Source organism: Amycolatopsis sp. NPDC104775 (assembly GCF_055583325.1).
On the sequence record NZ_JBVJOE010000010.1, the window covers coordinates 154,662 to 172,226 of the forward strand.

The window sequence follows — 17,565 nt, forward strand, 5'->3', positions numbered from 1 at the left end:
GCGGCAGGCGGGACAACCTCGTCATAACCATCACTTCTGACGCACGGAACAACCAGCTCTTGGACTTCTAGCCGCACTCCTTCTAGCGTTGCGTCCATGACCACCTACGTCCTCGTCCCCGGAGCCTGCCACGGCGGCTGGTGCTTCGACCGGCTCACCAGCCAGCTGCGCGACCGCGGCCACCGCGTGCTCCCGCTGACGCTCACCGGCCTCAGCGAACGGCAGCACCTTCTGCACTCCGGGGTCAACCTCGACACCCATATCGAGGACCTCGTGCGCGCGATGCAGGCCGAGCAGGTCGAACCCGCCGTGCTGGTCGGCCACAGCTACGGCGGGATGGTCATCACCGGTGCCGCCGACCGGGTGCCGGAACTGGTCGACTCGCTGGTGTACCTCGACGCTTTCGTCCCGGAAAACGGCGACTCCTGCTGGACGCTCACCGACGACCGGCAGCGCGAGTGGTACCTCAGCGTCGGCGAGACCGGATACGCCGTGCCGCCGCTGCCGTTCTTCGACCCGCGCGCCTCAGCGCACCCGCTGGCGTCGCTGCTGCAGTCGATCCGGCTGGAGTCCGACTTGAGCCGGTTCCGCCGCCGGGACTACGTGTACGCCCAGATCTGGGACGGCGGCTCGCCGTTCGAGCCGACTTACCGGCGGCTGCTCGACGATCCACAGTGGACTGTCCACGGACTGGAAAGCAAGCACGACCTGATGCGCGACGCCCCGGACGAACTGCTGCGGATCCTTCTCGACGCCGGAGCGGCTTAGTCCAGCGAAGGAACTCGCTCCCCCGCCGGCGGCGGACCGGGCGGCGTCCCGTCCCCGAACGGACGTCCGCCCAGTTCCTCCCGCCCGTGCGGCGTCAGCCATCCGCTCAGCACCGGGCCCGACGGCACGATCCCGGTCGGGTTCACGTTGCGGTGCACCACGTAGTAATGCTCCTTGATCTGCCCGAAATCGATGGTGTCGCCGAAACCGGGCGTCTGGAACAGATCCCGCGCGTACGCCCACAGCACCGGCATTTCCGTGAGCTTCTGCCGGTTGCACTTGAAATGCCCGTGGTACACCGCGTCGAACCGGGCCAGCGTCGTGAACAGCCGCACGTCCGCCTCGGTGATCGTGTCACCCACCAGGTACCGCTGGCCCGCCAACCGCTCGGACAGCCAATCCAGCCGGGAGAACAACGCGCCGTACGCCTCTTCGTAAGCCCCCTGCGAAGTGGCGAAACCCGCTTTGTAGACCCCGTTGTTCACATCCCGGAACACCTTCTCCGCGACGTCCTCGATCTCGTCGCGCAGCCGTTCCGGATACAGCTCGGGCGCGCCGTCGCGATGGTAGGCACCCCACTCCAGCGAGAGGTCAATGGTGATCTGCTTGAAGTCGTTGGTCACCACCTGTCCACTTGGAACGTCCACAATGGCCGGAACGGTGATCCCGCGCGGATAGTCCGGGTACCGCGCGAAAAACGCTTCCTGCAGGCGTTCGATGCCGAGCACCGGGTCGCGGCCGCCGGGGTCGAGGTCGAAGGTCCAGCTTCGCTCGTCGTGCGTCGGGCCGCACAGGCCCATCGACAGCACCTCTTCGAGACCGAGCAGCCTGCGCACGATCGACGCGCGGTTCGCCCACGGGCACGCGCGCGCGATCACCAGCCGGTAGCGGCCCGGCTCCACCGGCCAGCCGTCGCGGCCGTCGGCGGTGATGCGGTCGGAGATGTAGTTCGTGTCGCGTTTGAACTCACCCTGGTCGGGCATCGGAAGCCTTTCGTCGGGAGTCAGGTCTAGTCGTCCGGGCAGGCCGCACAGTCCGGTGGCTCCAGCGCGGCGGCCAGCCGGGCGAGGATCGGGCCCGCGGCGCGGACCTCCTCGGCCGAGAGGTGGTCGAACAAGAACGAGCGCACCCGCTCAAGGTGCCCCGGATACGCGGCGGCCAGCTTCGCGTGCCCCAGTTCGGTGAGCGTCGCGTGCGCGGCCCGGCGGTCCTGCGGGCACTTCACCTTGCGCACCAGCCCGCGGCGCACCATCGCCTCGACCACCCGGCTGATCCGGCTCAGCGACAGCGCCGTGGCCTGCGCCAGATCGGTCAGCCGCAGCCTGCCTTCGGGTGCTTCCGCCAGCGAAACGAGCACGGTGTAATCCGTCAGCGAAACACCGTTGTCGTGCGCGAACTGGTCCTCGAGAGCCCTCGGCAGGACTGTGACGAGGCGCATCAGCGGACGCCACACTGCCTCTTCTTCGCTGGTCAACGGGGTTCTGGTGGCCACGAAGGGGGAGTATATCCGACACTTGCTCGCGCAATCAGTTATTGTGGGCTACAGTGCTAGTTGAACACTCAACCAAGGACCCGAAGGAACGGAACACATGACCAGCGCGACCACCTACGCCCACCTGACCGGCACCTACACGATCGACGCCGCGCACAGCCGGATCGGCTTCGTCGCCCGCCACGCCATGGTCACCAAGGTCCGCGGCTCCTTCAACGAGTTCGAGGGCTCGTTCACCCTGGACGGCGAGAACCCGGCCAACTCGAGCGCGAACGTCACCATCCAGACCAAGAGCGTCGACACCCGCAACGCCGACCGCGACGGCCACCTGCGCAACAACGACTTCCTGTCCGTCGACGAGTTCCCGGCCATCACCTTCACCTCCACCGGGATCGCGCAGACCGGCGAGGACACCTTCGACGTGACCGGCGACCTGACCGTCAAGGGCATCACCAAGTCGGTCACCATCCCGTTCGAGTTCGGCGGCTCCGCGAAGGACCCGTTCGGCAACGACCGCGTCGGCTTCGAGGGCAAGACCTCGATCAACCGCAGCGACTACGGCGTCACCTTCAACGCCGCGCTCGAGACCGGCGGCGTGCTGGTCTCGGACAAGATCACCCTCGAGTTCGAGATCTCCGCGATCAAGAACGCCTGAACGAACAGCCGGTGAAGGGTTCGGGAAACCCTTCACCGGCAGGCGTCAGACGTCGAGCGCGGTGCCGTAGAGGCGCTCGACCGGGAGCCGGATCACGACTCGCCGCTCCTCCACCTGCTGCTTCAAGAACGCCTCCGAGTCTTCGGGCCGCGCCGCCTCCGGGATCATCGCGAGCAGTTCCTGTCCGATCGCGTCGCCGGGAATCTCGGTGGCCTCGGAAACCTCCGCCTGCCCCTCAGCCACGGCGAACGACCAGACGTCGCCGCCCTGGACGTGCAGCGTCGCCCGCGGATTGCGGCGCAGGTGCGTGACCTTGCTTCGGTCGGCAGTCGTGGAAAACCGCACTATCCGGGCGTCGGGATCCCAGCTGTACAGCATGGTCGTCAGATGCGGCTGGCCGCTGCGCTTGATCGTCGCGAGCGTGCCGAACTGCTGCTGGCCGAGCAGGGCTGAAAGGGCTTCGTCGGACAGCTTCCGGGGCGCGGGTCCTTGACTCATGCCAGGCCCAACTCGCCGCAGGTCCGGCAAATTTCCGGCGGCGACCCCTATTTCTTATCCGGCGCGCAACCCGGCGATACCCACCTCGAGCGCGGCTTCGAGATGGTGCGGCTCACCGGTCGTCAGCAGCATCAGCACCCCGCCCTGCACCCCGGCCAGCAGCGCCGACGCGGCCTGCTTCGGGTCCAGGCCAGGCCGGATTTCCCCGGCCGCCCGCAGGTTTTCGATCCCGGCGGTCAGCTCGCACAGCCACCGCTGCATCAACTGCGTCACCACCGCCTGCGCACCAGGCGTGTTCCGGCCGATCTGCGACATCACCACGTTCAGCGGACAGTGCCGCCCCTGCTCGGTGTAGTGCCCGAGCACCACCTTCTGCCAGGTCCGGAAATCGTCCCAGGTGCGCAGCGTGCCGAGCGACGGCTGCTGCACCTCCAGCACCCGGTCCGCTTCCCACCGCGCGACGGCCAGCAGCAGTTCTTCCTTGCCGTCCGGGAAGTAGTGGAACAGCTGGCTCTTGCTGGTCCCGGTGTGCGCGCGGATGTCGTCCAGCGTCGTCGCGAGCACGCCGCGCTCGCGGATCACCTCGGCCGTGCCCTCCACGATCCGCTGTCGTGTGGCCTCGCCCTTGCGCGTGAGCGTCATCCGCCTGCCTCTCGATTGGACCTGCGAGTCCACTCTACGCGCGAGATCAGAACGCGGTGCCTCCGTCGGACCAAGACGTCTGGCCGAAGTCCTCGTCGTCCACCGGCGCGCGACGCGGCCGAGGGCGTTCCGGCTCCGGAGCTTCCTGGGCTTCTTGGACTTCTTGGACTTCCGTGACCTCGGGCTCCGCGACGGCCTCGGCTTCGGGGGCGCCCTTCGGCCAGACGCACGGCGACGTCGCGCCCAGGTAGAGCTTGCCGAGTTCGTTGGCCTGCAAAGACATGTCGAAGCCGTCACGCTCGTTGCGCGCGAAGACGTACTGGTCGGCGGGCCGCCGGTCGGTCAGCACGGTGAAGCCGTGCCCCTGCCACCACTTCACGACGGCGTCGAACTGCGCCTGGAAGGTATCTGGTTCGAGGCCGGTCACCTCGTAGGTGGCGGAGATTTCGAACCGCCCCGCCGGACCGTGGTCGGTCGGGTCGGTGCATTCGGATCGGTTGCGGGAGAACAGTTCCCGTCCGGCCGGCGCGGGCAGCGCGGAGAACGCGCCGCGCACGTAGTCCTCGACCCGGTCGCGGGCTTCGGTTTCGGTGATCGTGGGGGTCATGGCTGCACCTCCTGGGGAGCAGGCTACGAGAGGAAGGGCGGCGAGGCAGGCCAGCGCGGTGCGGCGCGCCGTCACGCCGGGAGTCCGGCGATGATCCGGCCGAAGCTGCGCAGCGACGGGTTGTTGTCCTCCCAGTATTGGCTGTGCGCGGCCCCGGACAGACCACCCTCGTACCACGGGCCTTTGTCGCCCGGAGCCGATTCGAAGACCTGGCCGCCGAAGCCGTCGCCGGCCGGGCTCGGGCCGAGCGGATCGTGGCCGCCGACGCCGATGTTGGTGATCTTGATGAGGTCGTGTTCCGCGACCGTCGAGTGCACGTGCTGGGCGACCTGGTCCTGCGGCACGCCGTCGAGATGCAGCTGGTTCGCGTGGTCGACACCGACCCCGGGGCTGCCAACGAAGATCAGGTCATCGGCGTTGAGCCCGCCGTCGCGAGCGGCGTGTCCGATCACCGTCGTGCCATAACTGTGGCCCAGCACGGTGTTGTGCGACGGCGTGCCTTCGTGGGAAGCGCGCAGGCCGTCCTCGAATTTCGACAACGCTTCCTTGCCGCCGTCGGCGTATTTCTCGCTGGCGGCGTTCACGAGTTCATCCGGCGCGTCGTAGCCGACCCAGGTAATCACCGACGTCGACGGCGAACCCGCCATGGTCGCCGACTGCCACATCTTGTCCGACCGGCCGAGGTCGCCGCCGATCTTGGCCAGCTCGCTGCCGGTGCCGGGCACGTACGTCGCGACGTTCGCCGCGGTGTCCGGGTTTCCGGCCGCGACCACTGCGGTGCCGTCACCGCTGACGTCGAGCGAGATCAGGAAGGCGGGCGGTTTGCCGTCGCCGGTGGCCGCGAGCCGGTCGCGGATCGCGGTGAGCCCGCGCAGCTGTGCGTCGTCGCCTTTGCGTTTGTCGATTTCCTGTTGCAGCACAACGCGGTTCGCCGCGTCGCGATCGACCACCGGGATTCCGTCGAGGTTGCGGATCAGGTCTGGATTGTCGCGCAGAATCGAAGACTGTGCGGAGTCGGACAGGCTGTCCCACCACGCCCGATTCTCCGCCGGGGTGCCGTTCGGCTTCGGCTGGCTGCCGGTCGCCATCGCCAGCGCGACGAACCCGGACCCGCCGCTTTCGCCCCTCGCAGCGCGGCCGAGCACCACGGTGAGATCAGCGTCGACTTCGGTGGCGTCCTGGAGAATCCGGCCGACGCGGTCCGCGACCTCGTCCTGCCGCTCGGGCTCTCCGCTGACCCCGCCGCGGTCGTCGATCCGCATTCCGTTGCGCGAAGCGAAATCATCGACCTCGCGCACCTCCGAGCTGATCCGCTCGACCGCCAGCTGTGCGTCGTGCACTCCACGCCGGACCGCCGACACGTCCGTGGTTAGCTGCCGCAATTCCGTTGCCAGCGCGGTGCCTTTGGCGGTCGCCGCGTCCGCCGCGTCGCCTTGCCAGGTGCCGAACTTCGTCATGGCGTCGGCATCGTCGTTCGCCGCGGTGAGCCGGGCAGCGCGGGTGCCGAGCGCGTCGACAGCCGAGGCCAGGTTAGAGGGGTTCCAGCGCCGGACGTCTCCCCAGGTGATCATCGGCCCGCCGCCGCGATCTCGCCGGTCGCGTTCTGGTCGGCACCGCGGTAGCCAGCTGCGGCTTGGTCAAGGTTCTCCGCGTAGGCCTCGGTGTCAGCTGTCCACTTCGGAACGGCGCGGCCCCAGGTGTCGGACAGCCGGTCCGCCGCGGCCACACTCGTGCCGCCGGACAGCCCGACCCCGGTCAGCGCCCCGGGAAGGTCGGCCGCCTTGACCCCGCTCGCCGCCTGCCGCGCCCGTCCGGCCGCGGTCGCGACCTCCGCCGGAGCGACCTCGAAACCCGTTCCCATGCGCATCTCCCCCACCGCGGCGATCGGACGCCCCGTACGACGGACGTCCGCGGCAACCGGTTCCCGACAGTTCAGCCTTCGCGAAAGTTCCGGCCGCGATTCCCCCGCCAACGTCCTGACCTGCGAAAACCCTCGCCTACCGTGTCCACATATGTGAACGCTAGTCACGTGACTGAATAGTTATCAGCCCGCGTCTTGCCCGCCGGTGACCAGCGTGTGACTGTGTACGGCGAAGTTCGAACCGGAGACAGCTGGACCGGCGCGCGGCGAGGAAAGGCGTTGCGCGGCGGCGGATTCAGCTGTCCCGCAGTGCTGGACCAGTCCGGCAGTCCTTGTCCCCTCGACCCCCATTTCGTCCGGCCAGGACGGCGCTGACCTCGGGCAGCGGACCAGGACCGGCCGGCCATCCCGGAAAGAGACGGCTCGGCAATGACACAGACAGCCGCGGCGCGGCGGCCCATCGGCAGAACGACGCTGTATTTCTTCGGTGCCCTCGGCGGCATCCTGTTCGGTTACGACCTCGGCGTCATTTCCGGGGTGTTGCCGTTCATCGGGAAACTCTGGGGCCTGTCCGGATGGGACAAGGGCGTCATCACCGCGAGCATTTCGGTCGGCGCGATCGTCGGCGCGAGTTTCTCCTCGCGGCTCAACGAAAGGCTCGGCCGCCGCCGGACGATCATGACGGCCGCCGTGGTCGTCATCGTCGGCACGCTCGCGGCCACGTTTTCGCCGACCTTCGCGCTGCTGATCATTTCCCGGCTCATCATCGGCGTGGGAATCGGCCTTTCGTCCTCGACGGTCCCGACGTATCTGTCGGAACTCGCCCCGGCCCGGCTGCGCGGGGCGATGGGCGCGCTGAACCAGATCTTCATCGTGCTCGGCATCCTGATCGCGTTCCTGGTCAGCTACGGCCTCGGCACGTCGGGCAACTGGCGGCTGATGTTCGCCGGCGCGATCGTGCCCGCGGTGATCCTGCTGGCGGGCTTGGTGTTCCTGCCCGAAACCCCGCGCTGGCTCGTCGCGAACGGCCACGAGGACCAGGCGCGCGCGGTCCTGCTCAGCTCGCACGGCGGCGGCGTGAACGTCGACGACGAGATCGGCACGATCCGCGAGGTGATCCGGCTCGACTCGGAATCGGCGAAGACCCGCTTCCGCGACCTGCTGACCCCGACCGTGCGGCCGATGCTCGTGGTGGCCCTGCTGCTCGCGATCGGCCAGCAGTTCAGCGGCGTGAACGCGGTGAACGCGTACTTCCCGACCATGCTGATCGGCCTCGGTTTCGCGACCCAGGCGGCGCTGCTGTCCGGCGTGCTGCTGGGCGTGACCAAGTTCCTGTTCACCGCGTGGGTCGTGTTCGTGGTCGACCGGTGGGGCCGCAAACCGCTGCTGCTGATCGGCAACGTGCTGATGGTGATCACCTTGGTCGCGGCCGGTTTCATCGTGCTGGAGGTCCACGACACGGCGACCAAGGGCATCCTGATGCTGGTCGCGATGGTGCTGTACCTGGTCGGCTACGAACTGGGCTGGGGCGCGGTCGTGTGGGTCATGATGGCCGAGGTCTTCCCGCTCAAGGTCCGCGCCGCGGGCATGGGCGTGAGCAGCGTCGTGCTGTGGGCCGCGACCGGCATCATCAGCGCCGTGTTCCCCATCATCTCCGACCCAGGAGCCCTCGGCCTCGGCGGCTCGATGTTCCTGTTCGCGGGCATCAACGTAGTCCTGTTCTTCCTCACGAAGTGGCTCGTCCCGGAAACCAAGGGCCGGACACTGGAGGAAATCGAACTCGACCTGCGCGGGCGGACGCATTCGAAGGCACGCGCCTGAATTTCCCTCTTGGGGTACGGCCGGGCGGCAAGGGGTTTCCCTTGCCGCCCGGCTGTTTTTTACCGGCCCAGCAGGCGGTACTGCCGGACGGCGAGCGGCAGGAACACCGCGGTCAGCACCGCGGGCCAGCCCGCCGCGAGCAGTACCGCGTGCTCCGCCGCCCAGCCATTCGCGGCCCACGCGGGATTACCCGCCAGCTCGCGAACCGCCCCGGCGGTCGCGGTGAGCGGGTTCCAGGTCGCGATGGCGCTCAGCCAACCGGGCATGGTGTCCGGGGAAACGAAGACTCCGGACAGGAATCCGACCGGCCACACCAGCACCTGCACCGAGACCGCCGACTCCGGGGTTTTCAGTACCAGTCCGAGGTAAATCCCGACCCAGACGAACGCGAACCGCAACCACAACAGCAGCCCGACCGCGCCCAGTACAGACGCCTGCTGCGGACGCCACCCCAGGAGCAATCCGGCCCCCATCATCACGGCGAGCCCGGCGACCGCGCTGATCAGATCGGCGAGACAGCGGCCGGTCAGCACCGCGAGCCCGCTGACCGGCATCGCGCGGATCCGTTCGGTGACGCCCTTCGCCGCGTCGGAGGTCACCGCGAGGACGGTGGATTCCAGCCCGAACAGCATGGTCATCGCGAGCATGCCGGGGATGAGGAAGTCGATGTACGACCCGTCCCGGATGGCCATCGCACCGCCGAAAAGCTGTCCGAACATCACCACGATCAGAACCGGGAACAGCAACGTGACCGCGATCGAGACCGGACGTTGCTTCCAGTGCACCAGGATGCGCCGGGTCAGGACGGCGGTGTGCGTCAGCCAGGACACGTGCCCGGCTGTGCTGACAGTGGTCATCGAACCTCCTCGGAGATGGACGGGATTTTCGGTGCGACGGCCGAGTTGAGCCGAGCCGTCCAGCGCTGTCTCCGCTGACGATTTGCCGTTCCTCCCACGAACTCCTTCATCGCGCCGCCCCCGTCGCGTCAGGCGTGCGGGCGTGGCCGGTCAGGTGCAGGAAGACCTCGTCGAGCGTCGGCTTGCGGACGACCGTCTCGACCCAGTCCGGCCCGACCTTCGCCTTCAGCTCGTCCGGCGTGCCCGCGGCGACGATCCGGCCCCCGTCGAGGACCGCGATCCGATCGGCGAGCTGGTCGGCCTCCTCCAGGTACTGCGTGGTCAGGAGAACCGTGGTGCCAGTTCCCGCCAGCGCCCGGACGTCCGCCCAGACGTCGATGCGAGCGGCCGGGTCGAGCCCGGTCGTGGGCTCGTCGAGAAAGAGCACCGCCGGGTTCAGCAGGAGCCCGGCGGCCAGATCCAGTTTGCGCCGCATGCCGCCGGAGTAACCGGCGACGGACCGGCCCGCCGCTTCGGCGAGACCGAACCGCTCCAGCAGTTCCGTCGCTCGCGTGCGGGCCGCCCGCGACCGCAATCCGCCGAGCCTGCCGAACAGTTCCAGGTTCTGCCTGCCGGTCAGGATCTCGTCCACCGAGGCGTTCTGCCCGACCAGCCCGATCCGCCGCCGCACCTCGCCCGGGTCGGCGACCGCGTCGCAACCGGCGACCCGCACCTCGCCGGCGTCCGGACGCAGCAAAGTGGTCAGAATCCGGACCGCGGTCGTCTTGCCCGCGCCGTTAGGACCAAGGAGACCGCACACCGTCCCCGGCTCCACCTGCAGGTCAAACCCTTCCAACGCCGTCTGATCGCCGTAAGTCTTCCGGACCCCGCTCGCCCAGATGCCCTCTCGCCCACCTACTCCGTATGCCATACGAAGAAGATTAGCACACAACTCCGTATTGCATACGGAGTAAAGTTCCTATGCTGGTCACGTGACGACTGACGGCAACAACGGAGACCCCGCCGCGACGATCGCGCTGCTGTGGGGCACCCGCCAGCTGCCGCGACGCGGCCCGAAGCACGGACTGACCCCGGCCCGGATCATCGACGCTGCGGTCGAGGTCGCCGATGCCGAACAAGACCTGGCGACGCTGTCGATGCGCCGGGTAGCGGAGTCGCTGGGCGTCGGGACGATGTCGCTCTACACCTACGTTTCGTCGCGCGCGGAACTGGTCGAAGCGATGGTCGACGCGGTCTACGGCGAAGCAGTAGCCGAACTGTCCGAGATCGACGCCGACGACTGGCGCGACGGTCTCCGCCGTGTCGCCGCGGTGAACTGGGCGATGTACCTGCGGCATCCGTGGCTGCTGCAGGTCTTCGCCGGCCGCCCGACCCTTGGCCCGCACGCGCTCGCGAAGTACGACCTGGAACTGGCTGTCATCGACGGCATCGGCCTGACGGACGTGGAAATGGACTCGACGATCACCCTGGTGACCACCCACGTCGAGGGCCTGGCGCGACGCAAGGTCGAGGCCGCGCGAGTCGTGCGGCAAACCGGGATGACTGACCAGCAATGGTGGGCCGCGACCGCCCCCGCACTGGCGAAGGTCTACGAACCACGGCGTTTCCCGGTAGCGGATCGGGTCGGCACCGCTGCCGGGCAAACCCATCAGGCTCCGTACAGCCTCGACCACGAATACGCGTTCGGGTTGGACCGGCTGATCGAGGGCATCGCCGCCCTGGTCGACCGATCGGCTGGGTAGCTGGTTTCTGCCCGGCCATCGCCCCGGCGAGCGTCACGCAATGTGATCCCCCGCCTCGCCCCCTGCCGCGCAATTCCGCCCTCGTCCCAGGGAAAAATGCGGCGAGGGCGCCCGGATCGCGCTAGGGCCGGGATCTGCGTAGCCGTCGCGGCGACCGCGCTCTTGCACATCTGGCTGATCGACCTCGGCTCGTTCCTCGCGGGCCCGCCTCGCAATACTCCGGAAGCGACGCCAGGCAGGTACGGTGACGCCAACTTCGCCAGCTGCGCCGGGTTCGCGGCCCGGGCCCGGAAGTACCGGGGAATCAACACGCCCACAGCACTTTCGTCGGCACCTCGCGTTGAGCAAGGACGTTGGCGCTGTCGGCCTCTCCTTCGGAGAAAGGCGCATTGGCTTCCCGGCGATGACTCGGCGAAGTGCGGACCGCAACGCGATGTTTCAGACCCACTACACACCGGCGAAACCCGACAGCAACCTCGAATCCTGCCGCGGCCCGCTGCGGAAGATGGCCCGAGAGTTGTACAGCGCCGCACAACCGCGGTAGCGGATAGAGGGCGCCCCGGACCCGGCTCTCCGGCTCCCCGCGCACCCGCGCACCCGCGCACCCGCGCACCCGCGCACCCGCGCACCCGCGCACCCGCGCACCCGCGCACCCGCGCACCCGCGCACCCGCGCACCCGCAAGGATCAGCCAAGCACACTGCAGCCCCACCTGGCTTAATCAATCCGGCAGCATAGGCATCTCCATCCCCGCCTCATGACTCAGCAACGCCGCCCGAGTCAACGCCGCCGCTCCGAAGCGATCGCGCAACGCATCCACCGCCGAGTCCAACGCAGTAGCCTCCGCGGACATCGCCGGACTCGACGGTTGATCCAACGGCAACGCCAACTGCACCGCACCACGGCTGTCGAGATTCGAGAACGACAGCCCCAGCAACGTCAAACCCCGGTCGTACACCAGCGGTTGCGCCGCGGCCAGCAGACCGCGGGCCGCGCACAGCAGGGTCTCCGTGTGATCGGTGCTGTCGGCGAGCGTGTGCGACCTCGTCGCGCGGGTGAAGTCCGCGAAGCGCATGCGCAGCACCACCGTCCGGCAGACCCGCGACGCGCCGCGCAGCCGACGCGCCAATCGGTCCACAATGGACACCACGATCTCGTCCAGCTCGGCCGGAGACCGTGCGCGACGGCCCAGTGCGCGTTGCGAGCCGATCGAGCGGCGGCGTTTGCCTGGCTGCACCGCGCGCGGGTCGCGGCCGTGCGCCAAGGCGTGCAGGTGCCGTCCGGTGCCTGGGCCCAGCATGGAGATCAACGCGGCCTCGGGCAGTTCGGCGACCTCGCGCACAGTACGGACGCCGCGCTCCCGCAGCTTCGCCGACGTCACCTTCCCCACTCCCCACAATCGCTCCACCGGCAGCGGATGCAGGAATTCCAGCTCGCGCTCCGGCGGCACCACCAGCAGGCCGTCCGGTTTCGCGACGCCGCTCGCCACCTTCGCGAGAAACTTCGTGCGCGCCACCCCTACCGTGATCGGCAAGCCGACCTGCGCCAGCACCTCCGCGCGCAAGCGCACCGCGATCTCCGACGGACGCCCGGCGATCCGCCGCAGACCGCCGACATCCAGGAAAGCTTCGTCGATCGACACTCCTTCCACCGCCGGCGTCGTCTGCCGGAACACCTCGAACACCGCCTTGCTCGCCGCGCTGTAGACCGACATCCGCGGCGGCACCACCACGGCATGCGGGCACAACCGCCTGGCCTGCGCCCCGCCCATCGCGGTGCGCACGCCCAACGCCTTGGCCTCGTAGCTCGCGGCCAGCACCACGCCACCGCCCACGATCACCGGCCTGCCGCGCAGCCGGGGATCGTCGCGCTGCTCGACCGAGGCGTAGAACGCGTCGAGGTCGGCGTGGAGGATCGGTCCTTCGCTCGTCACGAACATATGTTCGCATCGAACCCCGACAAAAACCGGGCTCCGTTCACTCGAACGGAGTAGAAAAATCTCCCGGAGCCTCGACCGGACACGCTAATCTCTCCCCCGTGCGGCTCGTCCTGTTCGACCTCGACACCACGCTCGTCGATCGCGCGGAGGGATTCCGCCGCTGGGTGTGGGAGTTCTGCGCGGAACACCGGCTCGCCGAAGCGGACGCCGAATGGCTGATCGCCGCCGACGACCGAGGCCGCGCCGACCGGGCGACGTTCTTCAAGAACCTTCGCGAGCGCTTCGGCCTGCCCGAAACCGACCTCGAAGACGCCTACCGCGAACGGCATCCAGCGCTCGTCCCGGCGATGCCCGGCGTGCTGACCGGATTGCCCCGGCTGCGCGCGGCGGGCTGGCGGATCGGCGTACTGGGCGAGGGCGAACCGCAGCTGTCCACCCTGCTGTGCACCGGAATCGCCGGGCTCGTGGACGGCTGGGCGCTCGCCGGCCCGGACGGACTGTCCACATCAGACCCGAAGCGGTTCGCGCTCGCCGCCGAACGCTGCGAGACCACGCTGGACGACGCCTGGCTGGTCGGCGCGAACGTCGAACCCGCACGGTCCGCCGGATTGCGCACCGTGCGGGTCGGCCGTGACCGCGACACCGCCGCCGCGATCGCGTTGCTGCTCGAGAGCTAGCTCTCCGTGTCGATCTGCCAGGTGCCGTTGCGCTGCGACATCGTGTAGCGGTGCGACTCAGTCGTCGTGCCGCCACTGGCGCGGTGGTAGGTGATTTTCGCGCTGAGCGTGTTGTCGCCGGTGACCTGGACGTCGTTCGCGGTCACCGAACTGAACTGGCTCCACCACGACTTGTACCGGTCGAAAGTCTGCTTTTTCGTAGCCCGGAACCCGTCGCTGAGCATCGCCCAGCCGCTCTCCAGATTGTTCGGCAGGTACGAGAAGTAGGTGCGCAGCGCGGCCGCCATCGCGTCCGGCGAGTTCGCCGCGGAACTGGACGGCGGAGCGGTGCTCGACGAAGGCGGAGGCGACGACTGCGTCGACGATGACGGCTGCGAAGCGGACGACGGCGCCGGCGCGCTGGAAGACGCGGAACTCGCGGGGGCCGGCGGCGGGTTCGCGGCCGGGCTTTCCTCCCCGTGGTTGCGGGTGAGGACGACAGTGACGATCACGGCGATCACGACGAGCAGCGCGCCCGCCCCGGCGAAAATCATTCCGCGGCGTCTTCGGTCCGACCCCGCGGGCGGCGCGGCGGCCGCACCCGAGGCCGGAACCGCGACCGTGGTGGGCACGACCGGCGGCTTGGCTTCCGGCAGCGTCAGCGGTTCCGGAACGGCCGCGACCGGGGTGACGCCTCCGTCGAGCTTGCGCAGTTCCTCGACGACCTCGGCCATCGACGGCCGGTCCTCTGGTTTGAGTTCCAGCAGTTTCAGCAGCAACGGCTCCAGCTTCCCGGCCTGTTTCGGCGGGTTGATCGAACCGCTGGAAACCCGGTACAGCAGGGCGATCGCGTTGTCCGCGGTGCCGAACGGCGGATCGCCCTCCACCGCCATGTACAGCGTCGCGCCGAGGGCGAAGACGTCGGAGGCGAACGTCGCTTCCTCGCCGCGGGCGACCTCGGGCGCGAGGAACGCGGGCGTGCCGGAGATTTCGCCGGTCGCGGTGAGCGTGACGTCGCCGACCGCGCGGGAAATGCCGAAGTCGGTCACCTTGACCGTGCTGCCGTCGTCGCCGAGCAGGACGTTGCCCGGTTTGACGTCGCGGTGCACGATGCCCGCCCGGTGCGCGGCGGCGAGCACACCCGCCAGCTGCACCGCGAACGGGATCGCCTCGTCGACGGTCAGCGGGCCGTCCTCGCGCAGTTTCACCGCGAGGCTGCGCGAGGGCAGGTACTCCATGATCAGCCACGGCCGATCCTCGTGCTCGACCACGTTGAACACCGAGATGGCGTTCGGATGCTGCAGCCGGGCGGCGATGCGGGCCTCGCGCATGGCGCGGTTGCGGGCTTCCTCGACCTTGTCCTCGCCCTGGTTCACGGGCATGAGGAGTTCCTTGACCGCGACGACGCGGCCGAGGATCTTGTCCTCCCCGCGCCAGACCATCCCCATCGCGCCGCTGCCGATCAGTTCGACGAGCTCGTAGCGACCGGCGACCTGCCGGCTCTCCTCGGTCAACGGAAAACCCTTCGGTGCGACATCATCCACGGACGGCGATCACCCAGTTTTCCACGGACGGCCGGAGCCTGATCCGCGACCCACCCGCGTCCGGCCGGGGTTGCTCCGGGTGGCCGAGTCACGACAGGGTGAGCACATGTCCACGCCAGCGCCGTCCTTCCGGAGCGTGTTCCGGATGGGCGAATTTCGTGCGCTTTGGCTCGCGCACGTGCTGTCGGTGGCAGGTGACCAATTAGCGCGAGTCGCGCTGACTGTGTTGGTATTCAACCGAACGGCGTCCGCGGGCTGGGCCGCTGGGACGTACGCGCTCACCTATTTGCCGGATCTCCTCGGCGGCGCACTCGGCGGACTCGCCGACCGCTTCCCGCGCCGGACCGTGCTCGTGGTCGCAGATGTCGTGCGCGCATTGCTGGTCGCGCTGATGGCGATCCCTGGCATGCCTTGGCCGATCGCCGCGGGATTGCTCATCGTCGTGCAACTCGCGGCCGGACCGTTTCAGGCGGCGCGGCAAGCGGTCCTGCCGGACCTTCTGGGCGAAGAGAAACTGGCGACCGGCCAAGCGATTCTCTCCTCGACCTACCAGGCCGCGCTGGTGATCGGCTTCGGCGCGGGCGCCGCGGTAGTCGCCTGGCTCGGAGTTTCGGGTGCGCTATGGGCGGACGCGGTGACGTTCGCGGTCTCGGCAGCCGCCTTGCGCTGGGGATTACGGCTGTATCCGGTCTCGAAGGTGACCGAACACGCGCCACACTGGGCGACGTTGAAGGCCGGTTGCCGCCTTGTCGCGCGGGACCGGAAACTGCGCTCGCTGCTGGCGATCGCCTGTTGTTGCGGCTTTTACGTGGTGCCGGAAGGCTTGGCGGTGCCGGTGGCCGCACAACTCGGCGGCACCGGCGTGCTCGGCTGGCTGCTGGTGGCGAACCCGGTCGGGACACTGCTCGGCGCGTTGCTGATCAGCCGGTTGCCGCGGGCACGGCAGGTGCGGTGGCTGGGCCCGCTCGCGGTGGCGAGCAGTCTCGTGCTGCTGCCGACCGGCTGGACGCCCGCGTTGCCGGTGGTCGTGGCCATCTGGACGGTGTCCGGGATGTTCTCCGCGCACGATTTGATCACGCAGGTGCAGTACAGCCTCGCCGCGCCGCCGGAACAGCGCGGCCAGGTGATCGGAGTCGCGATCGCGGCGCTGCGGGCGGCGCAGGGCCTGACGATCGCCGCCGCGGGCGCGCTGGCCCTGGCCTTCGCACCGACGACGGTGGTCGCGATCGCCGCCGTCGCCGGGGCCGGATGCGCCGCGGTGGCCGGGATCGCGTGGACGCGAGCGGTGCGAACGGACCACGCGGTGCGGCCCCGCCGAACCCCCCTCGACGGGGCCACGCCACCTCCCGCGCCGTGATCCGCGGGACGGCTGCGCCGCGGGATTGGTTCGGGTCACGTCCAGTTGTTGTCACGCATGCCCTCTCACCTCCTCGTGGGGCGGGCTGGGGGGGTGTTAGCGGGTCCAGTTGTTGTCGCGCATCGCGAGGGCTCCTTTCGTGCCTCGGTGGTGGGTGGTTGACGGGGGTCAGCGGGACCAGTTGTTGTCACGCATCGCAGCGACTCCCTTCGTGCCTCGACGGCGGGTGGTTGACGGGGCTCAGCGGGACCAGTTGTTGTCGCACACCGCGAGGCCTCCCTTCGCAACTCGACGGGCGGTGGTTGACAGGCTTCAACGGGTCCAGTTGTTGTCGCGCATCGCAGCGACTCCCTTCGCAGCTCGACGAACGGTGATCGGCGGAGTTCAGCGGGACCAGTTGTTGGCACGCATTGCGAGGGCTCCCTTCGTGCCTCGGCGGGCGGTGGTTGACGAGGGTCAGCGAGTCCAGTTGTTGTCACGCATCGCGGCAGCTCCCTTCACGGCTCGACGGGCGATGGTCGGTGTGGCTCAACGGCTCCAGTTGCTGTCACGCACGGGCGACGGCTCCTTTCCACGAGCTGGCGGGCGGTGGTCAGCGAGTCCAGTTGTTGTCGCGCATCGCGGCAGCTCCTTTCACGGCTCGACGGGCGATGGTCGGCGGGGCTCAACGGCTCCAGTTGTTGTCGCGCATCGCGACTCCCTTCACGGAATGACGGCAGGTGGTTACGAAGATCAGCAAGTCCAGTTGTTGTCCCGCATCGCGGCATCTCCCTTCGCAGCTCGACGGGCAGTTCTCGACGCCCCTCAACGGGTCCAGTTGTTGTCACGCACGGCAGCGGCTCCTTTCGCGAGTCGAGGTCAAGTGGCCGTCGAAGGCTCAGCGAGCCCAGTTGTTGTCGCGCACGGCGGCAGCTCCTTCCCGAACCGAAGTCAGTGGTTAACGACGGTTCACCACATCCAGTTGTTGTCGCGCATCCCGTCTCCTTCCGTTGCCTTTCCGCTCCCATTCCGCGTCCCGGATTCCCGGGCCAGCCCCGTTCACCAGTTGTTGTCCCGCACTGTGGGCACCTCCTCTCGCTTGCGGAGACCGAACTCTCGACCTCGGGTCGAGACCACGACGGAGACCT

The 17,565-nt window shown here is 68.7% G+C and carries 17 protein-coding genes; 6 read left to right on the top strand and 11 right to left on the bottom strand.

Annotated features, from left to right (window positions below; translation table 11 throughout):
- Positions 1-96 precede the first annotated feature (96 nt).
- Entirely contained in the window at positions 97-768 is a 672-nt protein-coding gene (locus tag ACZ63D_RS34960) for an alpha/beta fold hydrolase (RefSeq protein WP_465358605.1), read from the top strand.
- Here ACZ63D_RS34960 and ACZ63D_RS34965 read toward each other — a convergent pair.
- Complete coding sequence (locus ACZ63D_RS34965; protein ID WP_465358606.1) at positions 765-1,751, bottom strand: glutathione S-transferase family protein; 987 nt, start codon at positions 1,749-1,751, stop codon at positions 765-767. The two genes, ACZ63D_RS34960 and ACZ63D_RS34965, sit on opposite strands and share 4 nt — an antisense overlap.
- Before the next feature lie 26 nt (positions 1,752-1,777).
- Entirely contained in the window at positions 1,778-2,260 is a 483-nt protein-coding gene (locus ACZ63D_RS34970; RefSeq protein WP_465358607.1) for a MarR family winged helix-turn-helix transcriptional regulator, read from the bottom strand.
- 97 nt (positions 2,261-2,357) lie between these two features.
- Here ACZ63D_RS34970 and ACZ63D_RS34975 point away from each other — a divergent pair, with 97 nt between their 5' ends.
- Positions 2,358-2,915, top strand: a complete 558-nt coding sequence (locus ACZ63D_RS34975) for a YceI family protein (RefSeq protein ID WP_465358608.1) — start codon at positions 2,358-2,360, stop codon at positions 2,913-2,915.
- A 45-nt stretch (positions 2,916-2,960) separates the two neighbouring features.
- On the opposite strand, the gene ACZ63D_RS34980 is transcribed toward ACZ63D_RS34975, so the two are convergent.
- The 5 genes from ACZ63D_RS34980 to ACZ63D_RS35000 form a co-directional block, all read right to left on the bottom strand.
- Positions 2,961-3,413: a PPOX class F420-dependent oxidoreductase gene (locus ACZ63D_RS34980; RefSeq protein WP_465358609.1), complete on the bottom strand. Its 453-nt coding sequence runs from the start codon at positions 3,411-3,413 to the stop codon at positions 2,961-2,963.
- Positions 3,414-3,467: 54 nt separating this feature from the next.
- Positions 3,468-4,055 carry a TetR/AcrR family transcriptional regulator gene (locus ACZ63D_RS34985; RefSeq protein WP_465358610.1) on the bottom strand — a complete coding sequence of 196 codons (588 nt, stop codon included), beginning with the start codon at positions 4,053-4,055 and terminating at the stop codon, positions 3,468-3,470.
- Positions 4,056-4,101: 46 nt separating this feature from the next.
- Positions 4,102-4,662, bottom strand: a complete 561-nt coding sequence (locus ACZ63D_RS34990; RefSeq protein ID WP_465358611.1) for a hypothetical protein — start codon at positions 4,660-4,662, stop codon at positions 4,102-4,104.
- A gap of 71 nt (positions 4,663-4,733) precedes the next feature.
- A complete protein-coding gene (locus ACZ63D_RS34995) occupies positions 4,734-6,233 on the bottom strand; it encodes an alpha/beta hydrolase (protein WP_465358612.1) in 1,500 nt (499 codons plus the stop codon).
- On the bottom strand, positions 6,230-6,523 hold the full coding sequence (locus ACZ63D_RS35000; protein ID WP_465358613.1) for a hypothetical protein: 294 nt from the start codon (positions 6,521-6,523) through the stop codon (positions 6,230-6,232). The genes ACZ63D_RS34995 and ACZ63D_RS35000 overlap by 4 nt, the downstream gene beginning before the upstream one ends.
- Positions 6,524-6,952: 429 nt before the next feature.
- On the opposite strand from ACZ63D_RS35000, the gene ACZ63D_RS35005 reads away from it, so the two are divergent.
- Positions 6,953-8,344 (top strand): sugar porter family MFS transporter, encoded by a 1,392-nt coding sequence (locus ACZ63D_RS35005; protein ID WP_465358614.1) that lies wholly within the window; start codon positions 6,953-6,955, stop codon positions 8,342-8,344.
- Between the two features lie 59 nt (positions 8,345-8,403).
- Here the strand turns inward: ACZ63D_RS35005 and ACZ63D_RS35010 are convergent, their stop codons facing one another.
- Together ACZ63D_RS35010 and ACZ63D_RS35015 are read right to left on the bottom strand one after the other, a co-directional pair.
- Complete coding sequence (locus tag ACZ63D_RS35010; protein ID WP_465358615.1) at positions 8,404-9,201, bottom strand: ABC transporter permease; 798 nt, start codon at positions 9,199-9,201, stop codon at positions 8,404-8,406.
- 106 nt (positions 9,202-9,307) lie between these two features.
- A complete protein-coding gene (locus ACZ63D_RS35015) occupies positions 9,308-10,111 on the bottom strand; it encodes an ABC transporter ATP-binding protein (RefSeq protein ID WP_465358616.1) in 804 nt (267 codons plus the stop codon).
- Between the two features lie 61 nt (positions 10,112-10,172).
- On the opposite strand from ACZ63D_RS35015, the gene ACZ63D_RS35020 reads away from it, so the two are divergent.
- Positions 10,173-10,943 carry a TetR/AcrR family transcriptional regulator gene (locus ACZ63D_RS35020; protein WP_465358617.1) on the top strand — a complete coding sequence of 257 codons (771 nt, stop codon included), beginning with the start codon at positions 10,173-10,175 and terminating at the stop codon, positions 10,941-10,943.
- 720 nt (positions 10,944-11,663) lie between these two features.
- On the opposite strand, the gene dinB is transcribed toward ACZ63D_RS35020, so the two are convergent.
- Complete coding sequence (gene dinB / locus ACZ63D_RS35025; RefSeq protein ID WP_465358618.1) at positions 11,664-12,881, bottom strand: DNA polymerase IV; 1,218 nt, start codon at positions 12,879-12,881, stop codon at positions 11,664-11,666.
- 98 nt (positions 12,882-12,979) lie between these two features.
- On the opposite strand from dinB, the gene ACZ63D_RS35030 reads away from it, so the two are divergent.
- Positions 12,980-13,558, top strand: a complete 579-nt coding sequence (locus ACZ63D_RS35030) for an HAD family hydrolase (RefSeq protein WP_465358619.1) — start codon at positions 12,980-12,982, stop codon at positions 13,556-13,558.
- Here the strand turns inward: ACZ63D_RS35030 and ACZ63D_RS35035 are convergent.
- A complete protein-coding gene (locus ACZ63D_RS35035) occupies positions 13,555-15,051 on the bottom strand; it encodes a serine/threonine-protein kinase (protein ID WP_465358620.1) in 1,497 nt (498 codons plus the stop codon). The genes ACZ63D_RS35030 and ACZ63D_RS35035 overlap by 4 nt on opposite strands.
- 136 nt (positions 15,052-15,187) lie before the next feature.
- Between ACZ63D_RS35035 and ACZ63D_RS35040 the strand changes: the two genes are divergently transcribed.
- Positions 15,188-16,438 (top strand): MFS transporter, encoded by a 1,251-nt coding sequence (locus tag ACZ63D_RS35040; RefSeq protein ID WP_465358621.1) that lies wholly within the window; start codon positions 15,188-15,190, stop codon positions 16,436-16,438.
- Positions 16,439-17,565 lie beyond the last annotated feature (1,127 nt).